General features: G+C 45.9%; 18 protein-coding genes and 1 tRNA gene. 9 read left to right on the top strand and 10 right to left on the bottom strand.

Annotated features, from left to right (window positions below; all coding sequences use genetic code 11):
- The first annotated feature begins 15 nt into the window (after nt 1-15).
- Nucleotides 16-753, top strand: a complete 738-nt coding sequence (gene truA / locus CK503_RS01825) for a tRNA pseudouridine(38-40) synthase TruA (protein WP_095605066.1) — start codon at nt 16-18, stop codon at nt 751-753.
- A gap of 83 nt (nt 754-836) precedes the next feature.
- A tRNA-Asn gene (locus CK503_RS01820) sits at nt 837-911 on the top strand.
- Nucleotides 912-1,086: 175 nt separating this feature from the next.
- Here the strand turns inward: CK503_RS01820 and CK503_RS01815 are convergent.
- The 5 genes from CK503_RS01815 to CK503_RS01795 form a co-directional block, all read right to left on the bottom strand.
- Nucleotides 1,087-1,407: a P-II family nitrogen regulator gene (locus CK503_RS01815; RefSeq protein WP_095605065.1), complete on the bottom strand. Its 321-nt coding sequence runs from the start codon at nt 1,405-1,407 to the stop codon at nt 1,087-1,089.
- A 64-nt stretch (nt 1,408-1,471) separates the two neighbouring features.
- Nucleotides 1,472-4,576, bottom strand: a complete 3,105-nt coding sequence (locus CK503_RS01810) for an efflux RND transporter permease subunit (RefSeq protein WP_095605064.1) — start codon at nt 4,574-4,576, stop codon at nt 1,472-1,474.
- Between the two features lie 144 nt (nt 4,577-4,720).
- The gene (locus tag CK503_RS01805; protein ID WP_255233301.1) at nt 4,721-5,977 is read right to left on the bottom strand and encodes an efflux RND transporter periplasmic adaptor subunit; all 1,257 of its coding nucleotides are present in this window, start codon (nt 5,975-5,977) and stop codon (nt 4,721-4,723) included.
- Nucleotides 5,978-5,991: 14 nt separating this feature from the next.
- A complete protein-coding gene (locus CK503_RS01800; protein WP_095605063.1) occupies nt 5,992-7,359 on the bottom strand; it encodes a TolC family protein in 1,368 nt (455 codons plus the stop codon).
- Between the two features lie 120 nt (nt 7,360-7,479).
- Nucleotides 7,480-7,950, bottom strand: a complete 471-nt coding sequence (locus tag CK503_RS01795) for a hypothetical protein (protein WP_095605062.1) — start codon at nt 7,948-7,950, stop codon at nt 7,480-7,482.
- A gap of 601 nt (nt 7,951-8,551) precedes the next feature.
- Here CK503_RS01795 and CK503_RS01785 point away from each other — a divergent pair.
- From CK503_RS01785 to CK503_RS01765, 5 genes are all read left to right on the top strand, one after another.
- Nucleotides 8,552-8,989, top strand: a complete 438-nt coding sequence (locus CK503_RS01785) for a hypothetical protein (RefSeq protein WP_095605060.1) — start codon at nt 8,552-8,554, stop codon at nt 8,987-8,989.
- Nucleotides 8,990-9,047: 58 nt separating this feature from the next.
- The gene (locus tag CK503_RS01780; protein ID WP_095605059.1) at nt 9,048-10,286 is read left to right on the top strand and encodes a TolC family protein; all 1,239 of its coding nucleotides are present in this window, start codon (nt 9,048-9,050) and stop codon (nt 10,284-10,286) included.
- Between the two features lie 4 nt (nt 10,287-10,290).
- The gene (locus tag CK503_RS16025; RefSeq protein WP_176466182.1) at nt 10,291-10,857 is read left to right on the top strand and encodes a hypothetical protein; all 567 of its coding nucleotides are present in this window, start codon (nt 10,291-10,293) and stop codon (nt 10,855-10,857) included.
- 136 nt (nt 10,858-10,993) lie between these two features.
- Nucleotides 10,994-12,661, top strand: coding sequence for an efflux RND transporter periplasmic adaptor subunit (locus CK503_RS01770; RefSeq protein WP_095605058.1), 1,668 nt, complete (start codon nt 10,994-10,996; stop codon nt 12,659-12,661).
- 38 nt (nt 12,662-12,699) lie between these two features.
- Entirely contained in the window at nt 12,700-15,798 is a 3,099-nt protein-coding gene (locus tag CK503_RS01765) for an efflux RND transporter permease subunit (RefSeq protein ID WP_095605057.1), read from the top strand.
- Between the two features lie 254 nt (nt 15,799-16,052).
- On the opposite strand, the gene CK503_RS01760 is transcribed toward CK503_RS01765, so the two are convergent.
- From CK503_RS01760 to CK503_RS01740, 5 genes are all read right to left on the bottom strand, one after another.
- The gene (locus CK503_RS01760) at nt 16,053-17,336 is read right to left on the bottom strand and encodes a mechanosensitive ion channel family protein (protein ID WP_095605056.1); all 1,284 of its coding nucleotides are present in this window, start codon (nt 17,334-17,336) and stop codon (nt 16,053-16,055) included.
- A 1,244-nt stretch (nt 17,337-18,580) separates the two neighbouring features.
- Nucleotides 18,581-19,018 carry a hypothetical protein gene (locus CK503_RS01755; protein ID WP_095605055.1) on the bottom strand — a complete coding sequence of 146 codons (438 nt, stop codon included), beginning with the start codon at nt 19,016-19,018 and terminating at the stop codon, nt 18,581-18,583.
- A gap of 355 nt (nt 19,019-19,373) precedes the next feature.
- Complete coding sequence (locus tag CK503_RS01750; RefSeq protein ID WP_141239858.1) at nt 19,374-20,420, bottom strand: TlpA family protein disulfide reductase; 1,047 nt, start codon at nt 20,418-20,420, stop codon at nt 19,374-19,376.
- A 342-nt stretch (nt 20,421-20,762) separates the two neighbouring features.
- On the bottom strand, nt 20,763-21,005 hold the full coding sequence (locus CK503_RS01745; RefSeq protein ID WP_255233305.1) for a GIY-YIG nuclease family protein: 243 nt from the start codon (nt 21,003-21,005) through the stop codon (nt 20,763-20,765).
- A 579-nt stretch (nt 21,006-21,584) separates the two neighbouring features.
- The gene (locus CK503_RS01740) at nt 21,585-21,824 is read right to left on the bottom strand and encodes a hypothetical protein (protein ID WP_095605052.1); all 240 of its coding nucleotides are present in this window, start codon (nt 21,822-21,824) and stop codon (nt 21,585-21,587) included.
- A 479-nt stretch (nt 21,825-22,303) separates the two neighbouring features.
- On the opposite strand from CK503_RS01740, the gene CK503_RS01735 reads away from it, so the two are divergent.
- Nucleotides 22,304-23,791: a formate/nitrite transporter family protein gene (locus CK503_RS01735; RefSeq protein ID WP_095605051.1), complete on the top strand. Its 1,488-nt coding sequence runs from the start codon at nt 22,304-22,306 to the stop codon at nt 23,789-23,791.
- Between the two features lie 802 nt (nt 23,792-24,593).
- Nucleotides 24,594-26,660 carry a hypothetical protein gene (locus tag CK503_RS01730; protein WP_095605050.1) on the top strand — a complete coding sequence of 689 codons (2,067 nt, stop codon included), beginning with the start codon at nt 24,594-24,596 and terminating at the stop codon, nt 26,658-26,660.
- Nucleotides 26,661-26,827 lie beyond the last annotated feature (167 nt).

The raw sequence follows: 26,827 nt of genomic DNA, 5'->3' as shown, positions 1-26,827 counted from the left end.
CTTTGATTTTAGCAAATGCCCCGATATAAAATTTCGATAGAATTTGACGGTACCCGATACAGTGGCTGGCAAAAGCAGCCGAATAGTGATACCGTCGAGGAGGAGATCGAGTCTGCACTATCCCGAATCTTGCCTCAGCCGGTAGATGTAATCGGACAGGGGCGTACCGACAGCGGAGTGCATGCAGAGGAGCAGATAGCTCATTTTGATTTTCCTGATGAGCTTGATGCGGACAGAATTCTCTATGCGCTCTTGGGTGTGTTACCGCACGATATAGCAGTTTGGGATATGCAACAAGTGGATGATGATTTTCATGCCCGATTTGATGCTGTAGCACGCCGCTATCGGTATCAAATAATACGCCGACCGGCGCCCCTGATACGATCTGTATCAGAGATGGTGCTTGATGAGCTGGATTTGGATAAGATGCATCACTGCGCACAAAAAGTACAAGGAACGCACAACTTTGACAGTTTTACGAAGCCTGATAATCAAAATCCGGATTCGGTTTGTGAAGTTCTGCATTCGTCATTTACTGAAGATGAGTATCTGCTTTGTTATCATGTGGAAGCCAACCGATTTGTCCGCCATATGGTTCGCAGACTGGTAGGCACGATGATAGAGGTGGGGAAGGGCAAGCGAACGGTAGAGAAATTTGAGGATATGATCGATAATGCAAGTAAAAGGAAGAATGGCCACGGGGCCCCGGCACAGGGTCTTGTTTTGGAAAAAGTTAAGTTCGAAAAAAGCTAAAAAAATTCTTGACTTGAGTTACCTGAATCTATTATATTTGTCCTCTCTTTGAAACGGTTGATAGATTTTCAAACGAGTTACATTCCTCGGTAGCTCAGCGGCAGAGCAATCGGCTGTTAACCGATGGGTCGTAGGTTCGAATCCTACCCGGGGAGCCAGGCATCCCTGAAGTGCGAACTTGGTCCTTTCCAGGTTCGCACTTTCTTATTTCAGTGCCATTCAGCAGTAAGTTATTTATAAGTAATACATTTTACCGCAATGTTGCCCTTCACAATACTGATCTAATTTAGAGATAGCTTAGTTAAAAATACTGCTTCTACCGTCAAACAGTGCTTATTGTATCACATCCTCATCGGTTTCCCCGGTTCGGATGCGTACGCCTCGTTCGACATCGGATACAAATATCTTGCCATCCCCGTAGTTACCCGTCTGTCCCTTTTTAACAATTACGGAGATAATTTCATCTACCCGGTGGGTAGGTACAACTGTTTCCAACTTAATACGCTCAACCAGTTGGGCCGCTTCTTTTTCTTGGGCATGGCCCCAGCCCCGTACGTCACTGAGTGTAATACCAGGGGCATCCTCAAGATTTTCAAGGGCGTCAATAACATAATCAATCATGTTGGTTCGAATAAAAGCTTTGATCTCTTTCATAATACTAGATGGTTTAATTGGACCTGCCAGGTCTCGAAAACCTAACAGGTCTGTTGGTTAAAATTTAAAGTTCGGCATGTGTGACCGGTTCGGCAAACCACTTGTAGATGGTCGGCAGTACCACCAACGTAAGCAGCGTGGAGGTAAATAGGCCCCCTACAACCACAGCGGCGAGTGGGCGCTGCACGTTGGAGCCGATATCATTAGCCAGCAGTAGCGGCAGTAGTCCGAGTCCCGTGGTCAAGGCCGTCATCAGTACGGGACGCAGGCGGAGCAGCGAAGCCCGTACGACCGACTTCTCGGTGGACATGCCTTCCTCCCGCAGCTGATTGATGTAGGATACAATCACCAGTCCGTTGAGTACGGCAATACCGAAGATCGCGATAAAGCCTACCGCAGCCGGTACCGACAGGTACAGCCCGGATATCCAGAGGGCAAAGATTCCCCCGATGGTTGCAAAGGGGATGTTAAGGAAGATGAGCACCGCATAGCGCCAGCTGCCGAAGGTGGAGAACAGCATAAAGAAGATCAGTCCCAGGGTAATGGGTACGACCACCATCAGCCGGTTCATCGCTCGTTGTTGGTTTTCAAACTGTCCGCCGTATTCGGTAAAGTACCCGGCCGGCAGATCTACTTGCTGTTCTACTTTCTGGCGGATCTCGTTAACGACGCTTCCCATATCCCGTCCACGCACGTTTAGCTGTACGTAAGTACGTCGGCTTGCTTTGTTGCGGGATATTTGTTTTGGACCAGTAAAGACTTCTACATCTGCAATCTGGGAGAGGGGTACCAGCGAGCCTTTAGCCGTACGGACAGGCAGTTCCCGAATTTGTTCAATGCGTTTGCGCTGGTTTTCCTGTAGGCGCACGAAGATATCGAAGCGTCGAATGCCCTCGAAGACCTGTCCGGCTACCGAGCCCCCGATACCGGTTTCTACTGTATTCAGAAAGTCATCGATACTGATGCCCAGTCGCGCCAGCTGCTCCCGATCAGGGCGCACCAGGATTTGCGGTTTCCCGCCCTGTTGCTGGGCGCGGACATCCACAGCTCCTTCTACGCTTTTGGCGACCTCGGCAATCTCCTGGGCTTTTTGAGCCAGGGTATCAAGGTCATCCCCATACAGACTGGCAACCACCTGGGCGCGTACGCCGCTGAGCAGCTCATCGGTACGAAGCTGGATAGGCTGAGAAAAGTTAGAAGCCACACCCGGCAGATCTTCCTGCAATTTTACAGCCATGGCCGACTGCAGTTCTTCATAGCTGCGTCCGGCGTCCCACTCATCAAGCGGCTTCAGGTTCACCACATTGAAGACCACGTTCACCGGCTCGGGATCACCGCCCACTTCGGCACGCCCCACACGGGAAAAGATGCCCTGGACTTCGGGGAAGGTTTGCATCGACTCCTGAATACGCTTCGTGTATTTTTGGGTGGTGGGAAGGTTAGCGCCCGGAGGCAGCACAGAGCGTACGGCAAAGGTGCCTTCACGCAGCGTTGGCTGAAACTCGGTTCCCAGAAACGGAAACACCGCCATACTTGCGGCAAACAGCAGCAAGGCTCCGCCAAAGACCATCTTGGGAAATTTCGTAGCTTTTTCAATGAGCGGGCGGCTGAATCCTTTTACCTTGCGGACCAACCACGGCTCTTTGTCCATCCCCTTATCCGGCAGGATATAACTAGAAATGACCGGGATGTAGGTCAAGGCCAGAAATATGGCGCCGGCCAGTGCAAAGGTAATCGTATAGGCCAGCGGCTTAAACATTTTACCCTCGACGCCTTCCAGCGAAAAGAGGGGAATAAATACGATAATGATAATGCTGGTGGCGAAGATCACGGGACGTATGACTTCCCGAGCCGCTTCGCCTACCACACGCACCAGGGAGACATTTTCGGTATCCCGTTCTTCCAGCAGGCGGTAGGTATTTTCCACGATCACGGTGGCACTGTCCCCGATCATCCCAATGCTGATCGCCAGTCCCCCCAGACTCATTAGGTTGGCCGATATGCCCATGATGTTCATCCCAATAAAGGCCATGAGAAACGCAATGGGAACAGTTGATATAATGATAAGCGTTGATCGAAGGTCCCCCATAAAAAAGTAGAGGATCACCAGCACGAGAATGGCCCCGATATACAAGGCGTTGCTGACCGTACCCACAGCTTTGCTGACGAGCTGCCCCTGCGAGTAGAAAGGTTTCATAACTATGCCATCCGGCAGCGTTTTGTTGATGGCATCGACCTTTTGATCCACCTGGGTCAGCAGGTCCTGGGTATTCGTGCCAATGAGTTTTAGCACAAACCCACCCACGGATTCCTCTTGGTCTTTAATAAGGGTCCCCCGCTTAATCTCTGAGCCGAACTCCACTTTGGCGACATCCTTGACGTAAATGGGCGTACCATCAGAGTTTTTGACAATAATGTTGCGGATATCCTGCAGGCCTTCTTTGTCCGGTTTAATCCAGCCGTAGCCGCGGACGAGGTATTCTTCACCGCCTCGCTCCAAAAAGGAAGCACCTACATTGCGATTATTGCTGTTGATGGCTTTTTCCAGATCTTTCAAGGTAAGTCCCCGTGAAATCAGGGCGTTCATATCGGCATTGACCTGGAACTGGCGGACATCCCCACCGAGAGAAAGGACGCCTGTAACCCCGGGCACTGTTCGCAGTTGCGGCTTTACGATCCAGTCCTGTGCCGTACGGAGTTCCATCAGGGAGTGGTCGGCGGTATCGGTGTTGGTTACTTCGTACATCATGATCGTTCCCAGTCCTGTGGTAATGGGCCCCAGTTGTGGTTGTCCCAGCCCATCGGGAATAGACTCCCTGGCTTTGGATAACCGTTCCATAACCAGCCGTCGGGCAAAATAGATATCGGTGCCGTCTTCGAAGTAAATGTTTACGCGCGAAAGCCCGAAGATGGACGTACTCTGCACGCGATCCAGTTTGGGAAGCCCGTACATCGAGATTTCAATGGGATAGCTAATTTGTGTCTCCACATCCACCGGGGAAAGGCCAGGACTGGAGGTAAACACCTGCACCATGGTGGGCGATACGTCCGGAAAGGAGTCGATAGGGACATCCTCAAAGGAGAAGTATCCATAGACGCCAACGGCCGCCACCAGAATGAGGATCGTCAAACGATTCTTTAATACCTTGTCAATAATCTGTTGAAGCATAAGTCAAAAATTCTTTAGTCTTTAAATACATCATCTGTCACCCTGAATTTATTTCAGGGTCTATAATTCAGGTTGTTAGATGCTGAAAGAGATACTGAGACAAGCTCAGCACGATGGTTCAGCATGACACGAGAGTAAATGGGATTAATGTCCGTGGGATGCGCTTCGTCCCTGAGCGGTAAGGGCGGACTTCAGGTCAAAGGCTCCGGCGATTACGGCTTGCTGGCCGGGTTTCAGGCCTGACGCAATTTCCACGTAGCCCTCATTCTCGCTGCCCAACATCACCTCGACGGGCCTGTAGCTGCCATCCTCTTTGCCGGGGATAAAGACCACTTGCTTACCCTCGATGGTTTGTACCGCGTCAATGGGAATCATCGCAACGTTCCGTTCTTTCCCTGTTGATATGCGAGCGGTGCCGAACATTCCTGCCCGTAGCTTTCGATCTGGGTTTGCAACAATCGCGCGAACCGGCATGGTACGCGTCTGTTTTTCGAGGCTATATGAGACCCAGTCTGTTTTTCCCTCAAAGGTTTCCCCGGGTATGCTTCGAACCGAAAGGCGTACGCCTTGTCCTTTATCCAGATACCGGATATCCTGCTCGTAGGCATCGATCATCACCCACATGTTGGAGAGGTTTGCTACGTGAATGGGCGTCTCGTTGGGACTGATGGTTTGTCCCGGCGAAATATCTCGCTCTTGAATTACCCCGTCGAGTGGGCTTGTCAGGTAGAAATGGGATAAGGGCTGATCGCTGCCTGCTTCAATATTTTTAATGTCGTTTTGCGTCATACCGTAAAGGCGCAACGCTTCGGCCGCAGAGTTCAGTTCGGCTTTGGCCTCTTGGTAGTTGGCTTCGGCATCGAGCAACTCGGCTTGTGAAGATATGTCCTGATCATACAGCGTCTGTTCGCGTTCATACCGCGCTTGTTCGGCTTTGAGTCGGGCCCGAAGCCGAATATATTCAGCCTTGGCTTTGCCCAAGCCTACGCTGCTCATCAGCGCAATCGGTTCATCCTTCTTAACTCGGTCTCCCAGGTCTTTTATGACCTTCACTACCTTTGCTTCGATACGAGGACCGACTTTGGCAATTTGATCCAGATCGTATCCAACGCTGGCCGGACGTGAAATGGTTGAGGAAGCGCTTCCTTCAGACAGTGTTTCCACTTTAATGCCGAGATTATCTTCTTGCTGCTCAGTCAGGTGCACTTCGCGCGCCTGTTGCCCCGACTCTTCGGTATGTTGCTGTTCGGATTCTTCACTATGTTGCGATTCTTGTTGATGCTGTTCGGTTTGCGTGTTGGTTTGGGAATCTGAATCAGATCCACAGCCTGTTAAGAAACTTCCCAAAAGAAGTCCGATAATCGATAATACAGTTAGATTCTTCATGAGTGGTGATTCCATATTCATTCAAAAAATTAGTTTGCAGAAATTTCAGAGAGGGGCGTGCCGATGAGTCGTTCTACTTCGGCTACGGCCCGGTTGTATTCGGCCAGGGCCTGGATGTAGCGAGTGCGCGTCGAAAAGAGCGTGCGCTGGGCATCCAGTACTTCCAGGTAATCGAACTTGCCCTGCCGATAGCCGGTTTGGGCGGCCTCAAAAGCCGTTTTGGCACCGGGTAAAACCTGCTCTTGCAGCTGATTGACTTCGTGGGCAGCTGCATTCAGCCGGTTGTATGCTGTTTGCAGGGCCTTGTAGGTTTGGGAGACGGCCGCTTCCCGCTGGGTTTCTACGCGACTTAGCTGATACTTCGCCGCCTTAATGTTGCCCTGGTTGCGATCAAAGAAAGGCAGTGGAATGGAAACGCCCACGATGGCGGCACTGGCTCCTAAATTCTCCGCTCGTTTATATCCCCCGCTCACGATGATATCGGGAATGCCTCTGGCTTGTGCAAGGTCAAGAGCTGATTCGCGCTGCTGCAATTCGGTAGCCCAGCGCGCCACATCCGGATTGCGCTGTATATAGGTTTGCACCTTAGCGTACTCGGGAACAGTAGAAGGCATGCTCAGCTGGCCTTTTAACTGCTCGAACTGTGGTTGTTCGCTTCCCCAGTAAGAGGCCAGCGAGCTACGAGCGGATTCCCATTGGTTGCGGGCATTTTTCAAGTCAATTTTTGCGCGGGAAAGCTCAACCTGTGCTTTCGTCTGGGCCAGCTTGGAAACTTTACCGGCCTTCACCTGCGCAGATATGGAGTCGTACAGGTTTTGCGCCACATCGACCAGCTCTTTTTGCTGCTGCCACTGTCGTTGCGCTTCCAGTGCTGATATATAAGCTTTGGTAACGCCGGTGAGCACGTCCAGCCGTTGGGCTTCATAATCCCAGCCGGCCAGTTCTTTGGTGGTTCCGGCCAATCTTTTGCGCTTGAGTCGATCAGCACCCAGCAGGATTTTCTGTCCCAATTTGACGGTCACTTCTCGCCCTTCGTAGCCTTCAAAGGGGCCCGTGCCGCCAAAATTTTCCATTTCGGCATTCAGTTGTGGATTGGGAAGCAGGGAAGCCTGAATGCGTTCGGCTTCTCTCACCCGCACCTGCCAGCCATAGCTTTGCAGCCGGGGATTTTCGAGCAGGGCTTTGGACAGCGCATCCGAGAAGGCCAGTGTATCGGAAATAGTGACCTTGGATACGGTATCCTGTGGGTTAACATTCTGATTTAGTGCGGGAGACGTCTCATAGGTTTGGTCTCCCAGCGTGCTTTCTGAAGGTGGTTCGATAACGGTTTCTTCTGTGGCACAACCGGCAGCAAGCACAAGCATGCCGAGGGCCAGTAGGGGTTTAAATAATTTCATCTGTTTCCAGCCAAATTTTGCTGTTATAGAGGGGTAAGTAGCACCGGCAGGATATAATAGTTCCTTACCTGATTACATTACTTGCAAGTGAAATGGTGATATGGAAAGGGCTGGAACTACTTAGTTGTAGAGAATGCGGACAACTGTTTTGAGCGAAGCAGTTATCGTATCCTCAATCAAAAGAGGGGGGTAAGAAATTAGTTGAAAGGCCCGTGATTGCGGGAGGGTTTCAACCATACTGTAAAGCATTCCATCAAGAAGCTTAAGCATGCGTTCTTGATCGAAACGTGTTGTTTGTTCCTCTTTGGCACAGTTCAGCGACAACGGTACATCGTGATGGTTGTCCAGGTCCGCCTTCAGGGTAGGAGTAGTATGTTGATGGGCGTCTTTAGTATGTATGACATCTTCCGAGGGGATGGAAAAAATACTGCCGGCTTCAGACTCGATATTGATTTGCCCATCTTCTTCAAAGCAATAGACGAGACTGTCAACAAATCCGTGAATGCTAAGAAAATGCAGCCCAAACAGAAACAGAAGGGCAAGGGTTATTCCCTTCAGGCTTTTCTTGTATGTGGATCGGATCTGTTCCATTGGAAAATATTTTAAATTAAGCCTAAAGTTAGGGAATAGATAGGAGCTAAAAAAGCTACGTTTTACAGAAGATCTATTTCAATACCTTGGAAACCCATGCCCGAGAACAATCAAATTTTCGATCTATATCAGCTTGCGAATCCACCTCTCCGAAGGCCAATAAATCCTGGAATATTTCTCTTTGTTCCTCTCTGCGTTTGCTTCTTTTTCTTAGGCTTTCAGTTAACAGAATTACCCGTTTTGTAAAAGTTCGCATTACTCCATTTTGGGTACTCTTCGGCCAATTTTCGTACTGAATTTGGTACTCAATTCCTTTTGGACCCCTGTTAATAGCTCTAAGGAGCACTTTCGCGGGAAAAAGTGTTCGCATTCCAGGGACTCGCGGGGAGAAAAAGGCTTCATCTTTGCGGATGAAGCCTTTTTTATTTTTATACCACTTCACTGCCAGCTACTTATCGGGCGATATATGAAAATGTCGAAAATGTTTTGATTTTAGGTTTTATAGCATATTTAGAGACCTAAGTGTCGGCGTAATGACAATTTAGAAAGTATGGATAGTATCTTACTTTGATATTAACACCCTTTCTACCTATCCTTTAGGGTGTTTAAAAGCAATAAGCATATCGTCAAAATTATTACCGGCCTGCTGATTGTGGCGGCAACCTTTTTCTGCGTACTATTTGGACAAGGGGCTCATCTTCATGATTTAGACATTCACATTAGCAGCCATCTTGATGTTCATGCTCATGTTCACGCTCATGAAAGTCATGATGAGCCCGTGCAAGCTAATGACAGTGAAGGCGATCCCCACCGGCATGAGGTAAGCACAGCCAGTGATATTATTGGGACGTTAACTTCCCCCTATCAGTTGAGTCCAGACTTACAGCCAGTTATTGCTCTTAGCCTGGATGCCGGATCTGATGCTTCTAATTTAGCGCTTCAGCGGGTTCCAGTGTTGCTTGATCTGCCACCCCCAAGACCAGTACCGAACCAATATCACCTCTCTTCTTTTTCCCGTCGCGGCCCTCCTATAGCTTAGTTTTTCCTTTTTAGAGATTCCTTTCCAAACCGTATCAATTAATTACAATTCAACCACCATGATAAGGTATATCCGGTGGACCCTATTACTGGTATTATTTCCGGCATTGGTCCATGCCCAATCAACATCTATTTCACTTGATGAAGCCGTCGAGCTTTTTAAGCAGAACAGTCTTCAGCAGGAGCTGGCCCGGTATGAACAGCTGCGCAAGCAGGGAGAAGCGAGCCGGTACAAAGCCTATCCCAATCCCGAGATCAGCGTCAGCCGGGAGCAGCTAAATGCCGGAACGGTCGATTACGAGGAGACGACCTACATGCTATCGCAACCCATTGAGCTATTGGGGCAACCTTTTTTGCGCAGTCGTAGTGCTTCCAAGTCACAAAAGGCGGCTGAACTACAATTTGAATACGATCGGCTCCAGTTGATCCGGCAGCTAAAATCCCTGTATGCCGAATATTGGCAGTTGTCGGAGAAGCTGGAAATCTATAATCGGGCGCTGGACGTTATTCGCAAAGCCCGTTCAGCAGCTAAATCACGACAGTCGGAGGGCACCTTCTCGGCCCTACAGCTGCAGCGGTTTAACGTGGAGCTCAGCCGGTACCGCAAACAACGGGATCAGATTCAGCTGAACCGTAAGCAGACAGGCAATCGATTGGCCACCTATTTGTTTCCGGGAGGAGAGCTGGATACCGAAATCCAGCTTTCAGATAGCCTGTCGGTAGAGCCCATCAATATGAAGGAGCAGCTCCTCATTCAATATGCATTGGCTAATCGGGCAGATCTTATTGCTTTGGAGCAGATGGTTGATGCCTCTGAGCTACAATACAAGGTTGAAAAACGGGATCGCTTGCCCGATCTGAATCTAAATGTTGGATACAAAGAGCAGTCGGATGGTGCTGAGGGATTTGTCATAGGCGGTTCCATAAAGCTTCCCATCTTTAATCAAAATCGAGGCAATATAACCACTACCCGAGCCCAAAGCCGTTCGCAGCAGACTGAACTAACCTTAAAGCAGCAGGCAGTACGCAACCAGGTTTCAACGGCTTACGAACGAGTGAAGCTGATATTGGAGCAGTGGAGGTCGATGCAAGATGACGGGATGGACCAATCGATGTTGGGAGCAACCCGTGCAGCCTACCAACAGGGGCGGTATTCGTTGGTTGAACTGCTCGATGCCACCCAGGCTTATGTCGATGGACAGACCATGATTTATGAAACTATAGCTGACTATAACCAAGCACTTTTTGAACTGGACGTACAATCCGCAGGACGAATTTCTAACTCTCAAAACAACTAATACCATGAAACGCTTACTTCTTATTCTTTTAATTGCAGCAGGACTAACGATAACAGGATGTGGCTCGGATGATTCGGAACACCCCCACGGCGATGAAACACATACCCACGAAACCGAACAGACTGCCCATGATGAGGGCACAGAAGAAGTTCACCAGCATGAAGGAGAGGAGGGGCATGATCACTCTGAGACGGAAGAAGAGCATTCTCACTCCGGTGAAGAAGCCCATAGCCATGATGGAGAAACCTCTGAGGCAATGATGGGAGTTGATGAAACCTACGAGCAAGTCCGAAAAGGAGTCCGCCTGACGTTGTCGTATGACAGCAAATCTGAATCTTTCAGTGGCACCATTGAGAACACCACCCAAGATGCCCTGCCGGCAGTATCGGTTGAGGTTACATTATCAAACGGATCCGAGCTTGGTGCTACCAGTCCGGTGGATCTTGCAGCCGGTGAAAGCCATTCTATTGAACTGGATGCCGCCGGAGAAACATTCGACAGCTGGAGCGCCCAATCCGAAATGGGAAGCAGCGGGCATAGCCACGGTGAAGATGCCGATCATGAGCATTAGACTCAAGGGCGGGTAAAATGGAACGCAGATAACACGGATATTGCAGATCTCCGTGCTGAACGGAATAATCTGTGTTATCCGTGTTCGATAATGGGTTCAAAGACAGCATTTATACAACTTAAAATACTTACAACCAATGAAACGCTTAATCATACTCTTATTTATAACAACGGGACTTTTGATTGCCGGGTGTAGTTCCGCTGATGAAGGTCACAGTCATGGCGAAGGAGCTGATCACAGTCATCAGCAGCCGACCGAGCAGACCCAGCAAGAACATACCCACGGGCAAGAGGAAGGTCAGCACCAACACAGTGAGGAAGCTACTTCTCAGAGCAGCAGTTCCCAGCGGGAGGGCAGCGGTACCGTCACCCAATGGACCGACGAGACCGAACTCTTTATGGAATACCCGGAAATCGCTGTCGGCCGGCAGGCCACCTTTGCAGTGCATCTAACCCGACTCTCTGATTTCAGTCCTATTGCCAATTCCGAGGTGTATTTCACTTTCCGTTCCGACAATGGTACGGAGATATCAGCCCGGGAAACCGAGGTGCAGGTCCCCGGCATTTATGGTCCGGATATTACGTTTGAGCAAGCCGGTCGCTATGATTTAACCATCGAAATTTACGGTATGGTGAATGACACCATTCAGGTAGATGGCATCCCAGTCTATAATTCGGCTGATGAAATCCCACAAACACATGCTGAGGAGGATCCTAATTTAATAACCTTTTTAAAGGAGCAGCAGTGGGATATCCCCTTTGCTACTCAAGAGGTACAACAGCGAACGCTTACGCAAACCGTAGATGCCACCGGGGAAATCATGGCCGCACAGAATAGTCAGGCCATTGTTTCCGCTCCTTTTTCAGGCATCATCCTGTCCAGCCAAAACGGCAACCTGCCGGTTGTAGGGCAGCAGCTGTCAAAAGGAATGTCGATGGCGGTATTGAATCCTGCAATTCAGTCGGGTGGTGGAGACAATTATGCCCAGCAGTTTATTAATGCCCAGTCTGAACTCGAGCTGGCCAAGGGCAACCTGGAGCGGTCCAAGCGTTTGTATGAAAAGGAAGCCATCCCGCAAAATGAGCTTCAAAAAGCCCGCATTGAGTACCGTCAGGCGTTGACGCGTTATCAGACCATCAATGAGGTAATTCAGGTGGATACGACGACTATCGAAGGCTACGGGAAATCAGCTGAATCCTATCGATTTGCACTCAAAGCTCCGATTAATGGTACGATCATTGAATCTTTCGTCACCCCGGGCATGCAGGTTGAAGCCGGTCAGCCATTGTACCGCATAGCCGATGTTTCCAAAGTGTGGCTTAAGGCCAATGTCCCGGCCGCCAGGCAACGTCGTATTGCCAATGCCGGGCAGGCCGCCTTTCGGGTGCAGGGCGATGACCGACTATATGAAGTTGGTGAGCTGGATGGACGGTTAATTAGCCGGGCCAACAGCGTTGACCCACAGACCAGAACTCTGTCTTTGATTTACGAGCTCGATAACACCCAAAACGGACTTCCACTGGGCATGTTTTCGATGGTGCATATCAATACGGATACCAAAGAGAATGTGCTGGCGATCCCACAGTCGGCGTTAATTGAGGAGGAAGGAAATTACAACGTCTATGTCCATGTCTCCGGTGAATCCTTCCGCAAGCAGCGTGTTACAACGGGCATTGAATATCGTGGATGGGTGGAGATTACCTCCGGGCTGCAGGGGGGAGAACATGTGGTGACTGAAAATGCCTACCAGGTAAAACTGGCTTCGCTTTCGTCCGAGGCGCCATCCCACGGTCATACGCACTAAATACGCTCTGAAATTCAAATTAGTTTAATCTTACTGATATGTTAGATGCAATTATTAAAGGATCATTGAGGCACCGGCTTGTTGTTGTGGTGACCTCCATCGTGTTATTCTTTGCCGGCGCGTACGTGGTTATCAACATGCCCGTGGATGTATTCCCCGATCTTACGGCCCCAACGGTTACGGTAATGACCGAAGCGCACGGTATGGCACCGGAGGAAGTGGAACAGCTGGTAACCCTGCCGATTGAAACAGCTACCAATGGTGCCAGTGGCGTGCGGCGGGTGCGCTCGGCTACCTCCAAAGGATTTTCCATCGTCTGGGTAGAATTCGAATGGGGCACTGACATCTACCAGGCCCGCCAGATTGTCAATGAAAAACTCTCAATGGTGAGCAGCCAACTGCCGGAAGAAGTACCCCCACCCGTTATGGCGCCGATCACTTCCATTATGGGTGAAATTATGCTGGTGAGTGTGGAAAGCGACCGGCATTCGGAGCTGGAAATACGCACGGCAGCCGATTGGGAGATCCGGCGGCGCCTGCTGGCGATCCCTGGGGTGGCCCAGGTGGTGCCGATAGGCGGAGGAGTAAAACAATACCAGGTTCGTGTGGATCCCGATAAGCTGGAAGCCTACAATATAACACTGGACCAAGTGATGGAGGCCACCGAATCCTCTAATAAAAACTTTTCGGGAGGCTTCTTCCAGGAATACAGTCAGCAATATACCATTCGTGGTATTGGTCGGACTCATTCGCTGGAGGATATCAGGCAATCGGTGGTGGCCAAACGCAATAACCAGCCGATCACTATTGGCGATATCGCAAATGTAACAATTGATGCCGCTCAAAAGATAGGCGATGCTTCTGTCAACGGTGACCAGGCCGTGATTATCTCTATCAAAAAGCAGCCGGATACCAATACTCTTGAATTAACGGAGCGGGTCGATGAAACGCTGGCACAGATTGAGCAAAATCTACCCGAAGGGTTTACGATCAACAGCCACATTTTTCGTCAGGCAGACTTTATCGATCTTGCTATTGACAACGTTATTGACGCCCTGCGCGATGGAGCTATTCTGGTGGTCATTATTCTGCTGCTTTTCCTGGCTAATATCCGTACGACGATGATTTCCCTCACGGCCATACCGCTGGCACTTATTAGCTCAGTTTTTGTACTGGAGTTTTTCGATATCACCATAAACACCATGACCTTGGGAGGGATGGCTATTGCCATTGGGGTGATTGTGGATGATGCGATCATCGATGTGGAGAACGTGTTCAGGCGGCTTCGGGAAAACGCCAAGCTGACGGAGTCCGAGCAAAAATCGGCCATACAGGTGGTTTTTGAAGGATCCAAAGAAATACGGACCTCCATCATTAATGCTACGCTGATCATCATGATCGTCTTTATTCCGCTCTTCTTTTTAAGTGGGCTGCAGGGACGCATGCTCCAGCCGCTGGGACTGTCTTATATTGTATCCATCGGGGCCTCCCTGGTTATTGCGATGACGGTAACACCCGTGCTGTGTTATTACCTGTTGCCGGCACAAGCGGCGAAAGGAAAGCTGGAAGAAAGCTGGTTTACTAAAAAGCTTAAATTAGGCTACGACCAGATATTAGATAGCGTCCTATACTACAAGAAAAGTGTGCTGACCGGCACGCTGGTTCTATTCCTGGGGACCTTGGTGATGGTACCGTACCTGGGAAGTTCTTTTTTGCCCGAGTTTAATGAAGGTACGCTGGTGATCAGCGCAGTGACCATTCCCGGTACCGGGCTGGATGAGTCCAACGAAATTGGAAAGCGAATTGAGAACATTCTTCTTGACCATCCGGCGGTTACCGGTACGGCCCGCCGAACAGGTCGAGCGGAAATGTCTGAACATGCCCAGGGCGTTAATGCCTCGGAGATTAATGCCGATCTGGATATCCCGGAAGGTACGACCAAGGAGCAGGTCTTGGAAGAGCTGCGTTCCGACCTGAGCGTCGTTTCCGGGACCAATATCACGATAGGGCAGCCCCTTGGCCACCGTATTGACCACATGCTCTCGGGAACGCGTGCTAATATTGCCGTGAAAATATTTGGGCCTGATTTGTATCGACTGCGAACTCTGGCTGAGGAGGTTCGAGGCCAGATGGAGGGCGTTGAAGGGGTTGTGGATCTCTCGGTCGAACAGCAGCAGAACGTCCCGCAAATCCAGATACGTCCTGACCGCCATGCCTTGGCGCGCTATGGAATGAGTATCAACGACCTGTCGGAAAAGGTAGATGTGGCTTTTGCCGGTGAGACCGTTTCGCAGATTATCGAAGGCGACCGGTTATTTGATCTGATGGTCCGCTACGACGAAGCCCACCGAGGCAGTATCAAGGCCGTGCGCAATGCCGACCTGACGCTTGATGACGGAACAGTGGTTCCGCTTTCAGAGTTGGCCAGTATCAAATCGCGCAGTGGTCCTAATACCATCAGCCGCGAAAATGTGCAGCGTAAAATTGTCGTTTCGGCCAACGTGGCCGGGCGGGATTTGCGCGGTACCGTTAATGCGATCAGTGACAATATTTCTAAAAACATCAGCTTTCCACAGGGCTATTTTGTGGAATACGGTGGGCAGTTTGAGAGTCAGGCGCAAGCAACCCGCACTATCTCGCTGCTAAGTATAGTTGCCATCTTGCTCATTTACATGCTGCTGTACCTGGAGTTCAGCTCCCTGAAAACAGCACTCCTCGTAATGGTAAACCTGCCCTTTGCCCTGATCGGTGGTATATTTATCGTCTGGTTTACCAGCGGTATCGTTTCCATTGCCTCCCTGGTTGGTTTTATTACGCTCTTCGGTATTGCCACCCGAAACGGAATATTGATCGTTTCCCACTACCAATATCTGCGGTGGGAAGAAGGCAAGTCTTTTATGAAAGCCATTCGACAAGGTGCCATGGAGCGACTTAATCCGATTCTTATGACAGCCCTCACTGCTGGGCTTGCATTGATTCCGTTGGCACTGGCCGCCGGTGAACCGGGCAACGAGATACAGTCGCCTATGGCACAGGTAATCCTGGGTGGACTCATTAGTTCCACTTTGCTTAACATGATTGTGATACCCGCCTTACTGGCACAATTCGAGAGCAGTGATGTTAACATTGCAAACTAAAAATACTAAGGTTTTGAAATTGATATTATTTTAATGGCAAAAATTCAAATCTATGAAAGTACTTTTGATACCCAAGCCAGACTAACATCAAACTTTCGAGCAATAACAGCTTGTGTGTCAACCTCTTTGGAGGCAAGAAGCTCCTGAAATATTTCTCTTTGTTCTTCTCTGCTTTTGCTCTTTTTCTGGGTTTTTGGTTAATAGAATTACCCTTTTTGTATTTGTTAGCATTGTCCCAATTCGGTACTTAGCGGTCAATTTTCAGTTAAACTATTTTTCTCCATGGCCTGGTAAGCATTAGAAAAATTCCTGCCGCTGGGTTCCTGGAACAAATCAAGATCAAAGAATGCTACAGTAGCATAGAGGTGATCGAAAATATCTGCCTGTATAGTTTCATATTCCAACCAAGCGGTGGTCGCGGTAAAACAGTAGATCTCCAAGGGAATGCCCCGGCTTTCCGTTCCGAGTTGGCGAACCATCACGGTCATATCCTGTTTGATTTGAGGATGGTTTTTCAGGTAAAACTCAACATACTTTCTGAACACTCCGAGATTGGTCATTCGACGCCCATTGATCAATACGGACGTATCCAAGTTGTGTTTCTTATTGTAGTCTTCAATCTCTTTCTGCCTCGTTTCCAGGTATTCTTTGAGCAGGTGGTATTTTTTGAGTTCCTCACGCATCTCCGGATTCACAAATTTTACTGTTTGGGCATCGATATAGATCGCCCTCTTAATCCTCCGTCCACCGCTCTGCTGCATGCCTCTCCAGTTTTTAAAACTGTCGGTGATAAAATAATAGGTCGGAATGGAGGTAATAGTTCGGTCCCAGTTCTGAATTTTGACCGTATTTAGATTAATTTCAATCACATCCCCATCCGCGTTGTACTTCGGCATCTCCACCCAGTCGCCTACCCGTACCATATCATTGGACCACATCTGCACACTGGCTACCAGCCCGAGAATAGTATCTTTAAAGATCAGCAAAACAATTGCTGTCATCGCGCCGAATGCACTGAGGAAATATACGGGAGACCGCTCCAGGATCAGGGAAAGAACCAAGATACCCGTAACGATATACAGGATAATTCTTGCAAGCTGAAAATAGCTTGCGATCGGTTTATCTTTGAAGATGGGATGAGAAACAAGTCCGTATTGGGCAACCCTGAGAAAAGCAAAGATGATGGTCATGCCTACAATCAGCAGATAACTATCTGTTATCTTAATAATGAACGGAAGGGCTTGTTCAAAGTCGGCGAAGATAACAGGTGCCGTGATACGGACTAAAATGGCAGGAATGATATGGGCTACATTGTTGAATACCTTGTGATCGGCCAGGGCATCATCCCAGGTTAGGGATGACATCTTTACAAACTTATAGAGATAGTGGATGATAATCCGTTTTGTTGTGACATAAGCAATTCCAGAAAGAAGGATCAGAATCAGGATAAAAAGTATAAGCCGCAGATACACTGCCCACTCTTCAGCAATTCCCGTATTTACCAGTAGTGATTCAATCCACTCTTCAATCTGATTCATTATTTTATTAGTTGTTTTTAAAAATGAATTGCAGCTTTTGCAATGTCTGGCATAATATATCACATCCTCAGCAATATATTTGGATAGCACAGAATAGCGTTTTTTCAGGTTTCATGCTCTTTGTAATTATCGCATTCCAGTGTATTCTTGTATTTACTTCTGAAGCAATTTGTTGATTGAAGCCTCAATAATTTCATGTGAAGTGTTCAGCAATCAATAAACCATGACTCCATCTCGCTATTTCATTTGGAAAAGTTTTGGGAGTACCTACATAAAATGAAAAAACATTTGGTTCTTCTTTACTCTTTAAATCAATATTAGCTTCAACGATAATTGTATAATTTCAGGATTTTTTGGTAATTCCACATCCTCATGTTCTATATATCAAAAGATATTTTGGTTCTGGTTACATTCTGAATGCTAACTAAATTGCATGTAAGGGGCGTGCAAAATAGTGCTGAATTCGTTTCAAAATGTACTATAGCAATTGATAAATCGAAATCAGCAGCTAACGGTGAGGCGCGTCCGCTCATACGACGGTTTTATAGGTAGTAGGACTCTTAATCAGTGATTCCTTTTCCTGCTTTGCGTATTGCTTGACCCGGTACTTACGCTTGGATGCCTTGGAGCGACCGGGGCAATCTGCTATAAAATGAGAAGCGAATTTAGGCTTGTAGGGATTGCCCTTCTTCCCGTAGGTGAATAAGCCTATAAGACCAAAGTGGTTATAAAATAAGCATAGGCTTATAGGCCTAATTTGCCCTTTTTAGCCGAAAACACTTGGATAAAGTTACCCGTTTCTTTATAATTGTCCGCGCCCTTACCCAGGGCGTCTCTCTTGATGAATAGTTAGGCCCTCACAACTGATACTTGTGAGGGCTTATTTTATTTAGGGTAGTACTGACTAATGAACTTACCGATTTTTAAACGCAGGTATACAGGCTATTATCCCCATATATCCAATTAAGTTTCCAGAAAACTAAAATAATTTTCGAATGGGGCTGAGGGCAATATCTGTAAACTGGTGTATAAACAAGTCTTTGCCAGTAGTAAAAGATATAATCTTAATCCTACGACTTTTAAAAAAATAAGAAAGTAAATCTGTTATTACTTACCCGGGCTTGAAAATAACGGGGGCTGTGAGAATTTTAAGGATCTCGATTAGCTCAGCTTGACCAACGACGATTGCCAGCGATAGGTTTGAAAGAAAAGTTTATAAAAGCGAGGGCTATGCTCCCAAATTACTATTTATACGCAATTTCTTTAGTATCGGTTACTTGCTGGAGGTAATTTTTTAAGTTTTTAACTTGGTCTTTTGTATGTATAGGAAGTTTAATTCTTTCAGTAGAGCCAATACTTTTTGTTAATTCAATTCTGTTCTTTTTTACTTCAACAGCTTTAATCTTAGACCAATCATACTGTTTTTTCCTCCCCCAAAAGGTATTCTGAGAGATACCATCTTCACTGATTTTGAGAGATTGTTTCTTGGCTGCCCCCGGGAAGAAAGCAAATGAGAGACTGCAAACAATGCCAACGAATGCGTTCATCCAATCGATTGTACCTTCATATTTATATTTGATGGATATAACACCAATAAAAAATCCCAGCGCAAGAGTTCCTAAAAACCGAATAATTCTTATGAATGTAGTATTTGTGTCAACTTTTAATTCAAACGATTCCATCTTCCCTTTCCTTATTAATATTCACTACTAATTTAATGAAATATTTGGGTGGATAACGACAATGCACATAACCGGCAGGTGCAAGAGTATTGAAATAACTAAATGAAAGATTAACTAATAAATGGAAGGAGGGCAAGGAGATGGTGAGGTGTGTCCCTTAGAAATGCTATAATGCTATAACTAAGATGTAGGTAAGAACTGTCTACTTGATGTTTTCTTTGTAGTGGTTAACCTGCAGTTTTTTTTGATAAGTGAGAGCAAGATTACAGTGGAGGTGGGATCGTCGAAGGAGGGTAGGCTACCATCAATTATTACATTAGCCCATAAACTCTTTTTGCGCCGCATTGAGGAGTAGTCATTGTGATTGTTCAGAAAACAACTCCTCAAGTTTCTCTTTAAGTTCTTGGCCATGAATATCTTTAGCGATTATGATTCCGTTCTCATCGACAAGAAAATTTTTGGGGATCGCCGTTATGGAATAGGCTTCAGCAATGTCATTTGAATAACCGTCAACTGTAGATACATTTATCCAGGTTCTGTTGTCCTTGTTAATCGCTCGGATCCATCTGTCTTTTTCATACTCAATGCCAAAGCCGAAAATCTCGAATCCCGAGCTATTGTATTGGTCATACATTTTTCCCAGATGGTCACTTTCTGACCGGCAGGGGCCACACCAACTACCAAAGAAATCTATCAATGTGTACTTGCCGAGATTATTATAAAGAGACCGCTCCACACCGGACGTATCCGGAGCGACTATTTCTGAAACTTTGTCGCCGATGGAAACCTGCTTTAATGTTCTGATTTTCTCTGATACCAATTCAGCCACCTCAAGCCCTTTATGTTGTTCTGAGAAATCAGCGGCCAGTCCTTCATAGTAATCTATATGTTTATCGCCTTTCCAACGAACCATGGTCGGATAAATGGCGATAGATGTACCCATTTTTTTTACCGCGTGTATGAGGGTATCCCGATAACTTTCTTCTGCCTTTAGCACACGTTCCCCAAGCTTTTCAATACGTTCGGCATCTTCCGGGTTATTTTCTTCCCGTAAATCATCCAATTGTCCTCTTACCGGGTACACCGTTTCTCTCAAAACCTCCATGCGAAATTTTTCATACTCCTCAAAAAGTTCTGTGTCTGGGGAACCAGATACTTCATACTCACCTTCAGCGGGAATATTCATTGTAATTTGTTGCCCGGAATCAGCAATAAAGGGCACATGCAGGGAGTCGTGAATACTTAAACGGTAATAATGAGGCTCAAGACTATAGGATGATGAAAATGTACTATCAGCATCTATCGACAGGGTATCCATGACATCGAACTGATTAGCGTTCAAACCTTTCGCTTGATACAACAGCACCTGCTCGGTATCGATGTTATTTAGTTTTCCTTTCACAGAAAATACTGCTTCGTTTTTTTCTGCAGTACAGGAGATACACAGAACTATTGAGACAGCAATGAGAGTTAGCGATGTCTTGGAAATCACGATTTATTGATTATATGATTTTAAATTTAGGAGTAATCGTCCGAATGTATGTATCAAACGTTCAATGCTTAGCCGGTATATATAATACTCTTGGATATTGTTACAAATAAAAGGCTATTATAATTCGATAAATCTTAAAGGAAAAAATGTGGTTAGCCTCAATGTACTCATTTTATAACCCATGGTAGATTTCTAATCCCTAAGATGCAAAGGGGAGAAGGAAATGATAATAAGTAGACGAGGTATGTCTCCTCATACGACGGTCTTATAGGACTCTGTAATCAGGAACTCCTTTTCTTGTTTTGAGTATTGCTTGATCTCATACTCACGTTTGCATGCTTGGGAGCGATCCGGGTGTTTTTCAACAAATACGACGGCTTTTGGTGTATGGGCCTGTAGGTATTTAGCCCCCTTGCCTTTCCTGTGCTGGTGCCAACGGTGGATAACATGATTTGTACTACCGGTATAAAGACTACCGTCTTTGCAGCGTATCATATATACAAACCATGTTTTCATAACATTGAGATTATGTTTGAGAATTATACTAATAGCAATTAGTTATTCTCAACATAATTGTGCTGTATTTAGTATTCAAAAGGTAGATAAAGATATGTGGGAGCAATTAAAATGCTATAAAAGGGATTGAGAAATGGGGGTGACATATAGTATGTAAGAGGTTTTATGATTTAAGGAGTCGAGTTTTCTATTTGAACCACCTTTTCCTTACTTAACTCTACGTTTTGGATGTGCCGGATTCTACTTGTTCATAGCTAACCACCTTTCGTATTGGGTGTGTTCCCCCACAATGCCGGACAAATGTAAGTTTCTGGTGGATATACTTACGGCGAATTAATGTGCAATACATGGACAAGAATGGGAGGGTATCCCGATTGGGTAATGCTTTTGGATGGCCCATCAGTGCTGATATCCTGAGAAAGTTCAGAGCCTACGCTTGATCTGGCTCCGGCAAAGTATACCATTGACTACCGACTTGTTGGCTTGTCTGAAATTATTGCTTTTGGCAACCTTGGCAGCCGTCCGAAAATATGAATTGAAGAATTATAAGAATTGCTGTTAGGCTTCTACAAGTTCGTTATCGGAACGTTTCTTTTCTGCATAATATCGGTCTATAGCCTTAAAGGCTTTAAACATCGCTTCTTCGGTATACATCCCGCTGGCGTAAATATTTTTCTTCCCATTTGAAAAAATGAGGACCGTCGTTCTTGAGAATTGTCCAAAGCGTTCTTTAACCTTATAAAATCCTTTGTACCGATCTGTTTGATAATATTTTCTGAAGCTTTGAGCTGTGTTCATCCTATGTTGTCCTCAGTGTGATATTTATACTGTAATTAGGGAAAGGATATCTGTAATTTATGAGTGCTGATGTTCTTTGAATACAAATAAATGATACCCTTCTTATATACTATATATGGTTTGCTTGTAATAAGCTTTGTAAAAAATACGTATATAAATTTATTAAAGGAAACTAATGTTTGTAAAACAATTCCTTGTGGAAAGTAAATGGAATGGTAAAACCTTACTTGGATTTAACCTGATATTCTGCCTCTGATTATCAAGAGTACTTCTTTGCAGATTATATTGGGTTGTTCGCGCATTTGATGTAACCGAATGCTAATTGCACCTGCATCAGATTAGCGATATCTTTAGGTGTATATGATTAAATAGCCCTCCCTCGAGATATTAGATTCTAAATCAATACTTAAAATCGTTTAATATAAAAGAGAGATGATATAGAGTCTCTTTTTTCTCGATTAATACTATAAGAAAATGGCATGAAGGAAGACGATATCAAGGAACAAATTGACCAGTCTCAAAGTGGTGCTCCGGCAGGAGGACGAGCTGTTCGTGATATATTTTCAACGGATGAAATTTTCCATCGCATTGTAGCCACAGCCGATGAAGATTTTAGCCGTTCTGCACGGCTTCTTTTTTTAAGCGGTATAGCTGCGGGACTCTCTATCGGTCTTACGTTTGTAGCCCGTTCTGCGATGACAAGTGCTGTAGGGCCAGAGTCCTCTTTGTTCCTTGGAAATATGTTATATCCACTGGGATTTATACTGATTGTAGCCGGTAAATATCAGCTGTTTACCGAAAATACCCTTACTCCTGTTACGCACGTGCTCACACGGATTGCCAGTATACCCGCGCTATTGCGAGTTTGGGGTATTGTACTATTTGCAAATGTAGTTGGTGCTGGGGCCTTGGCGTATGTGTTGGCCAATACAGGTATTTTTGCACCTGAAACAGCCGAAGTGGCTCGGGGCTTTGGAGAACATGCCCTAAGTGTTTCTTGGAATGATCTGTTTTGGAAGGGGGTATTGGCCGGATGGATCGTAGCCTCGATGGTATGGTTGACCCACGCCGTAAGAGATGCTATGGCTCGTATCGCTATTGTATTTATACTGATGTATCTCATTCCTATAGCTGATTTATTCCACTGTATTATCGGCGCTTGTGAGGTGCTTTATTTGATTTTTCAGGGGTTAGCTGGATGGAGTCATTTTGGATATTTCTTTTCTGCAGTTACGCTGGGGAATACAGTGGGTGGGGTAATATTGGTGGCTATGCTTAATTATTCGCAAACACGGCAGAGTCGCTTTCCCGATCGGGATTGTGGCCAGCTTGAGCTTACATGGAAAGAATGGCTGTTTGGTCGTAATACAACGCTGCCGGATTTTATTCGTCGTCCGCATTCCAATGAGAACCAAGAAGAAGAAACGGATGATACATTACAGCCCCCTGTCATTGACGAAGACCATCGGCGTGGAAACGGTGATGCAGAAATTACGCTCTTGCAGTATGGGGACTATGAATGTGTAACCAGTCGTCGAATCTACAAGATGGTAGATGAAATAATGCAGGAGGATAAGCATATCCGATATGTTTATCGTCATCTTCCGCTTAGCCGTCGACATCCGCATGCCGAAAACGCGGGCATGGCTGCAGAGGCCGCCGCCAACCAAGGTAAATTTTGGGAAATGCATGACGAACTATTTGATCATCAAAATCATCTGGAAGATGAAAACCTCATTAAATGTGCTCGTCACGTAAACTTGGACACCGATCGGTTTGAGAAAGAAATGTTCGCCGAAGAAAACAGGGAGCGCGTGCTGGAGGACCGGCGCTCCGGAGTTCGTAGTGGAGTGAGCGATACCAATAATCTATTTATTAATGGGCAGCGATTCGACAAGGCAATGGAAAAGGATAACATTCGGCGTGAAATTGAACGTATTAAAATGACATTGACATCCGAAGTGTAGAATACATTGACAGAAGAGCGTGATTATGCTGGAGTGTGTTATTAAGATTGATAGGGGTTTGTCAGTCTTTTTTAAACCTTCAGGCCAAGAAAAAAGGAGATGCTATGAAGTTATACGTAAATAATTATCCTCTTGATATATACACAGCTTACACGTAAAGCAAGTCTTATTATAGAAAAAGGCCCCGCTCTGTTTCAAGCGGGAATCTTTTTCTTGGGATTATATCCTCTTGACGGACAATAATGTTTGTTATTGATAATGGTAATCCCACCATTGATTTGCACTCATTGAGCTTCTCTTTTGATGACGCTGAAGTATTGCGTTATCCGATGATTATATTATTACCGTATGATCTACTTTTATTATTTAGTAATTAACAATTAAATAGTTTTATTACCTTTTGTTACTCGGGATTATACAGCATAAATTATTAGATAAGAAGAACATTTATGAACCAGTTCGGAACCTGAGGTCTGTAAGGGTCGATATGTACGAGGTTTTAAGGAAAAGCTAAGTCTTAAATACCTATTTAAACTAATAAAGCGAAGTTTGGTGTTGGGGTAGGGGTATTATCGCAAAAAAAGTCTTTTGGGTTAATTATGTAAAATAGTACGGCTATGTAAATCATCGAAACTGTTCGTGTTATATATAATTGCTATTACACTATATGAGTAAAAACGTTGTGCTACGCGAGATGATATTTTGTAAAGGTAGGAATGGAGTTGGTTTTAAAAAAGGGTACAGGATTTTTTCGAGGTTATTGGCAATTGCCGTCGTGCTTTTATTCGTACTAATGCCTCTAATGGGATCAGGAGCTATTGCTTCAGACAGTAAGAAGATAAGTATGATAGAGGATCTGTTGGCAGATCGCGATGGTGACGGGCGTATCGATCGGCTGGGTGAACAGGTAACAGTGAGAGGAAGAGCAACGGTAGGGGACAATGTTTTTGATGACGAATACCTCATTCTATATGTACAGGACCAAACGGCAGGTATAATGGTTTTTTCTGATATGCTGGATGTCCCTGTGTCAAAAGGTGATAGCCTGCAGGTTACCGGTACTCTTAAGCTACATGCCAGCAAACCGGAGATTGTGGTTGAAGATCTAAAAATCTTAAAATCAGGCAATCGTGTTCCCGAAGCAAAACCGTTGAGCCGTGTTTTTAAGAATCCGGATGATTATAGAGGACTGTTGGTGAGTGGTGAAGCTGTTATACAAAGAGGAAGCACTCCTAAAGACATTAAGATGCTTCGAATAGCTCCAACGACCGGTTCCGATGACTCTCTTCATATTTTCGTGTCCCGTTCCAATGTTGATTATGAAGACTTTAACTTTAATACACTTGGAGCCGGAGAACGGATTCATATCCGTGGCATTCTTATCCGTTATATCTCTGATTACAACGGGGAAATGTATTACCAGGTTTTGCCTCGGAGGCGAGATGATCTCACTATAAATAATCTCCAGCCGATGCTGGAAGAGGGGGCATTTATCTATGCAGATATTGATACCACATCAGGGACTATTTATATGTTACTCCAAAGTGGTCTTTGGGGGTATAATCTTTCTGGTAAAAAATGGCGTTTCCTTGATGCCCTCGCGGATTTTGAAGGAGCGTTCAGCACCTATGAATTTGGTTTTAATGCACGCACCAATTTGATCCAGCTTTGGTCGAGGGGTATGGGTAAGTTATTTAATATTGATCCCAAGACTTATGAAATTGAAAGAGTAGACCAGTCATCTGAACACCGGAACCAGTTTGGACATTTTCCTTTTTATCGGGATAGCACCCTTTATGCTTTCGGAGGATATGGTTTTTGGGATTATCACAATATGATGATTCATTTTAATCATCCACGGAATGAGTGGAGATTACAGGCCGTTGACCAAAATTCACCATACCCCAGCCGACGGATTCCCAGAACCGGTATTTTTGATCAGCAGCAGGATCGGTTGTATATCTTCGGAGGGTGGGGCACTGACTCGGGATATTCCGAGGATCGGAATTCAAGGTCACAGGAATTTCAAGATATCTGGAGCTTTTCTTTCGGCAGTCAGAAGTGGAAGAAAATAATGACGCTTGAGCAGCGCGAGAATGGATCGGGCAGTGTTATACATCCCTCTAAGATAGGAGAAATCAACAAGCAATCATCTTCATTATATCTCCCGGATGAGCAGATGTGGTTTATCCCCACATTTGACCCGGAACCGTTGGATGATGCTTTCTATTTTAGGGCCGTGCACTTGCCTTCGCACCATGCAACGGGACTTGTATCTCCGGACTTTGACCGTTCTAATAAATTTATGCCCACAAATTATTTTTACAACCCCAATGAGGATGAAGCGGTGTTTGTAGGAATCGATAATCTTACAAATACTACTACCTATCCCGTACATGTTCACCGGATGCCCGCTGATTCGCTGATGGCTAACATCAGTAATCCTCCTTTTTATCTCTCTACTAAATTATACTACTATCTGATTGGGTTAGTGGTAATCGGAGGGTTCCTGTTTTGGTTCTACAGAAAAGAACCTAATGGTGGAAAGGTGGAAGAGCAGGAAAGTAAAAATATATCGTATCACTCACTTCTACAGGCCAGCTGGTATAACAGTAAGGAGAAAAAATTATTAGAGTATATGCATCAACAGGATCGATTTTTGGGTTCCCAAGAAATCGAAGAGCTACTGTGGAGTGACATCGAATCGTATGACTATCGACGGAGGCTTCGGAACGATATTCTCAAAGAGATCAATAGAAAGTTCAAGAAGCACTATCCCGGCGTGGGCAGTATAATTCTTCGGAAAAAAGATCCCGATGATAACCGTCGCTATCTCTATGGGCTTAACAAACAGTTTATCGAAGAGTGAAAATCCTCTAAAATAGGTACTTTTGAGTAAAGGTTTTCATTTAAGGGAAGGCATAATAGATTACAAAATTGGTCCTTTCAGGTTCGCATTTTTTATTTGTGTCAGGCTGACTCCAGTTGTATGTCAGCAAATATCGGATCTCAACTCATTCCAACAATATACGTCCG

The organism is Fodinibius salipaludis (genome assembly GCF_002287075.1).
GTDB lineage: Bacteria > Bacteroidota > Rhodothermia > Balneolales > Balneolaceae > Fodinibius > Fodinibius salipaludis.
The sequence above is the reverse complement of the archived record's forward strand: the minus strand, read 5'-3'. Positions and strand labels throughout refer to the sequence as shown.

Coding starts and splice junctions, on each gene's coding strand:
- truA (WP_095605066.1), top strand. CDS start 16: ATGCCCCGATATAAAATTTCGATAGAATTTGACGGTACCCGATACAGT.
- CK503_RS01815 (WP_095605065.1), bottom strand. CDS start 1,407: ATGAAAGAGATCAAAGCTTTTATTCGAACCAACATGATTGATTATGTT.
- CK503_RS01810 (WP_095605064.1), bottom strand. CDS start 4,576: ATGCTTCAACAGATTATTGACAAGGTATTAAAGAATCGTTTGACGATC.
- CK503_RS01805 (WP_255233301.1), bottom strand. CDS start 5,977: ATGGAATCACCACTCATGAAGAATCTAACTGTATTATCGATTATCGGA.
- CK503_RS01800 (WP_095605063.1), bottom strand. CDS start 7,359: ATGAAATTATTTAAACCCCTACTGGCCCTCGGCATGCTTGTGCTTGCT.
- CK503_RS01795 (WP_095605062.1), bottom strand. CDS start 7,950: ATGGAACAGATCCGATCCACATACAAGAAAAGCCTGAAGGGAATAACC.
- CK503_RS01780 (WP_095605059.1), top strand. CDS start 9,048: ATGATAAGGTATATCCGGTGGACCCTATTACTGGTATTATTTCCGGCA.
- CK503_RS16025 (WP_176466182.1), top strand. CDS start 10,291: ATGAAACGCTTACTTCTTATTCTTTTAATTGCAGCAGGACTAACGATA.
- CK503_RS01770 (WP_095605058.1), top strand. CDS start 10,994: ATGAAACGCTTAATCATACTCTTATTTATAACAACGGGACTTTTGATT.
- CK503_RS01765 (WP_095605057.1), top strand. CDS start 12,700: ATGTTAGATGCAATTATTAAAGGATCATTGAGGCACCGGCTTGTTGTT.
- CK503_RS01760 (WP_095605056.1), bottom strand. CDS start 17,336: ATGAATCAGATTGAAGAGTGGATTGAATCACTACTGGTAAATACGGGA.
- CK503_RS01755 (WP_095605055.1), bottom strand. CDS start 19,018: ATGGAATCGTTTGAATTAAAAGTTGACACAAATACTACATTCATAAGA.
- CK503_RS01745 (WP_255233305.1), bottom strand. CDS start 21,005: ATGATACGCTGCAAAGACGGTAGTCTTTATACCGGTAGTACAAATCAT.
- CK503_RS01740 (WP_095605052.1), bottom strand. CDS start 21,824: ATGAACACAGCTCAAAGCTTCAGAAAATATTATCAAACAGATCGGTAC.
- CK503_RS01735 (WP_095605051.1), top strand. CDS start 22,304: ATGAAGGAAGACGATATCAAGGAACAAATTGACCAGTCTCAAAGTGGT.
- CK503_RS01730 (WP_095605050.1), top strand. CDS start 24,594: ATGGGATCAGGAGCTATTGCTTCAGACAGTAAGAAGATAAGTATGATA.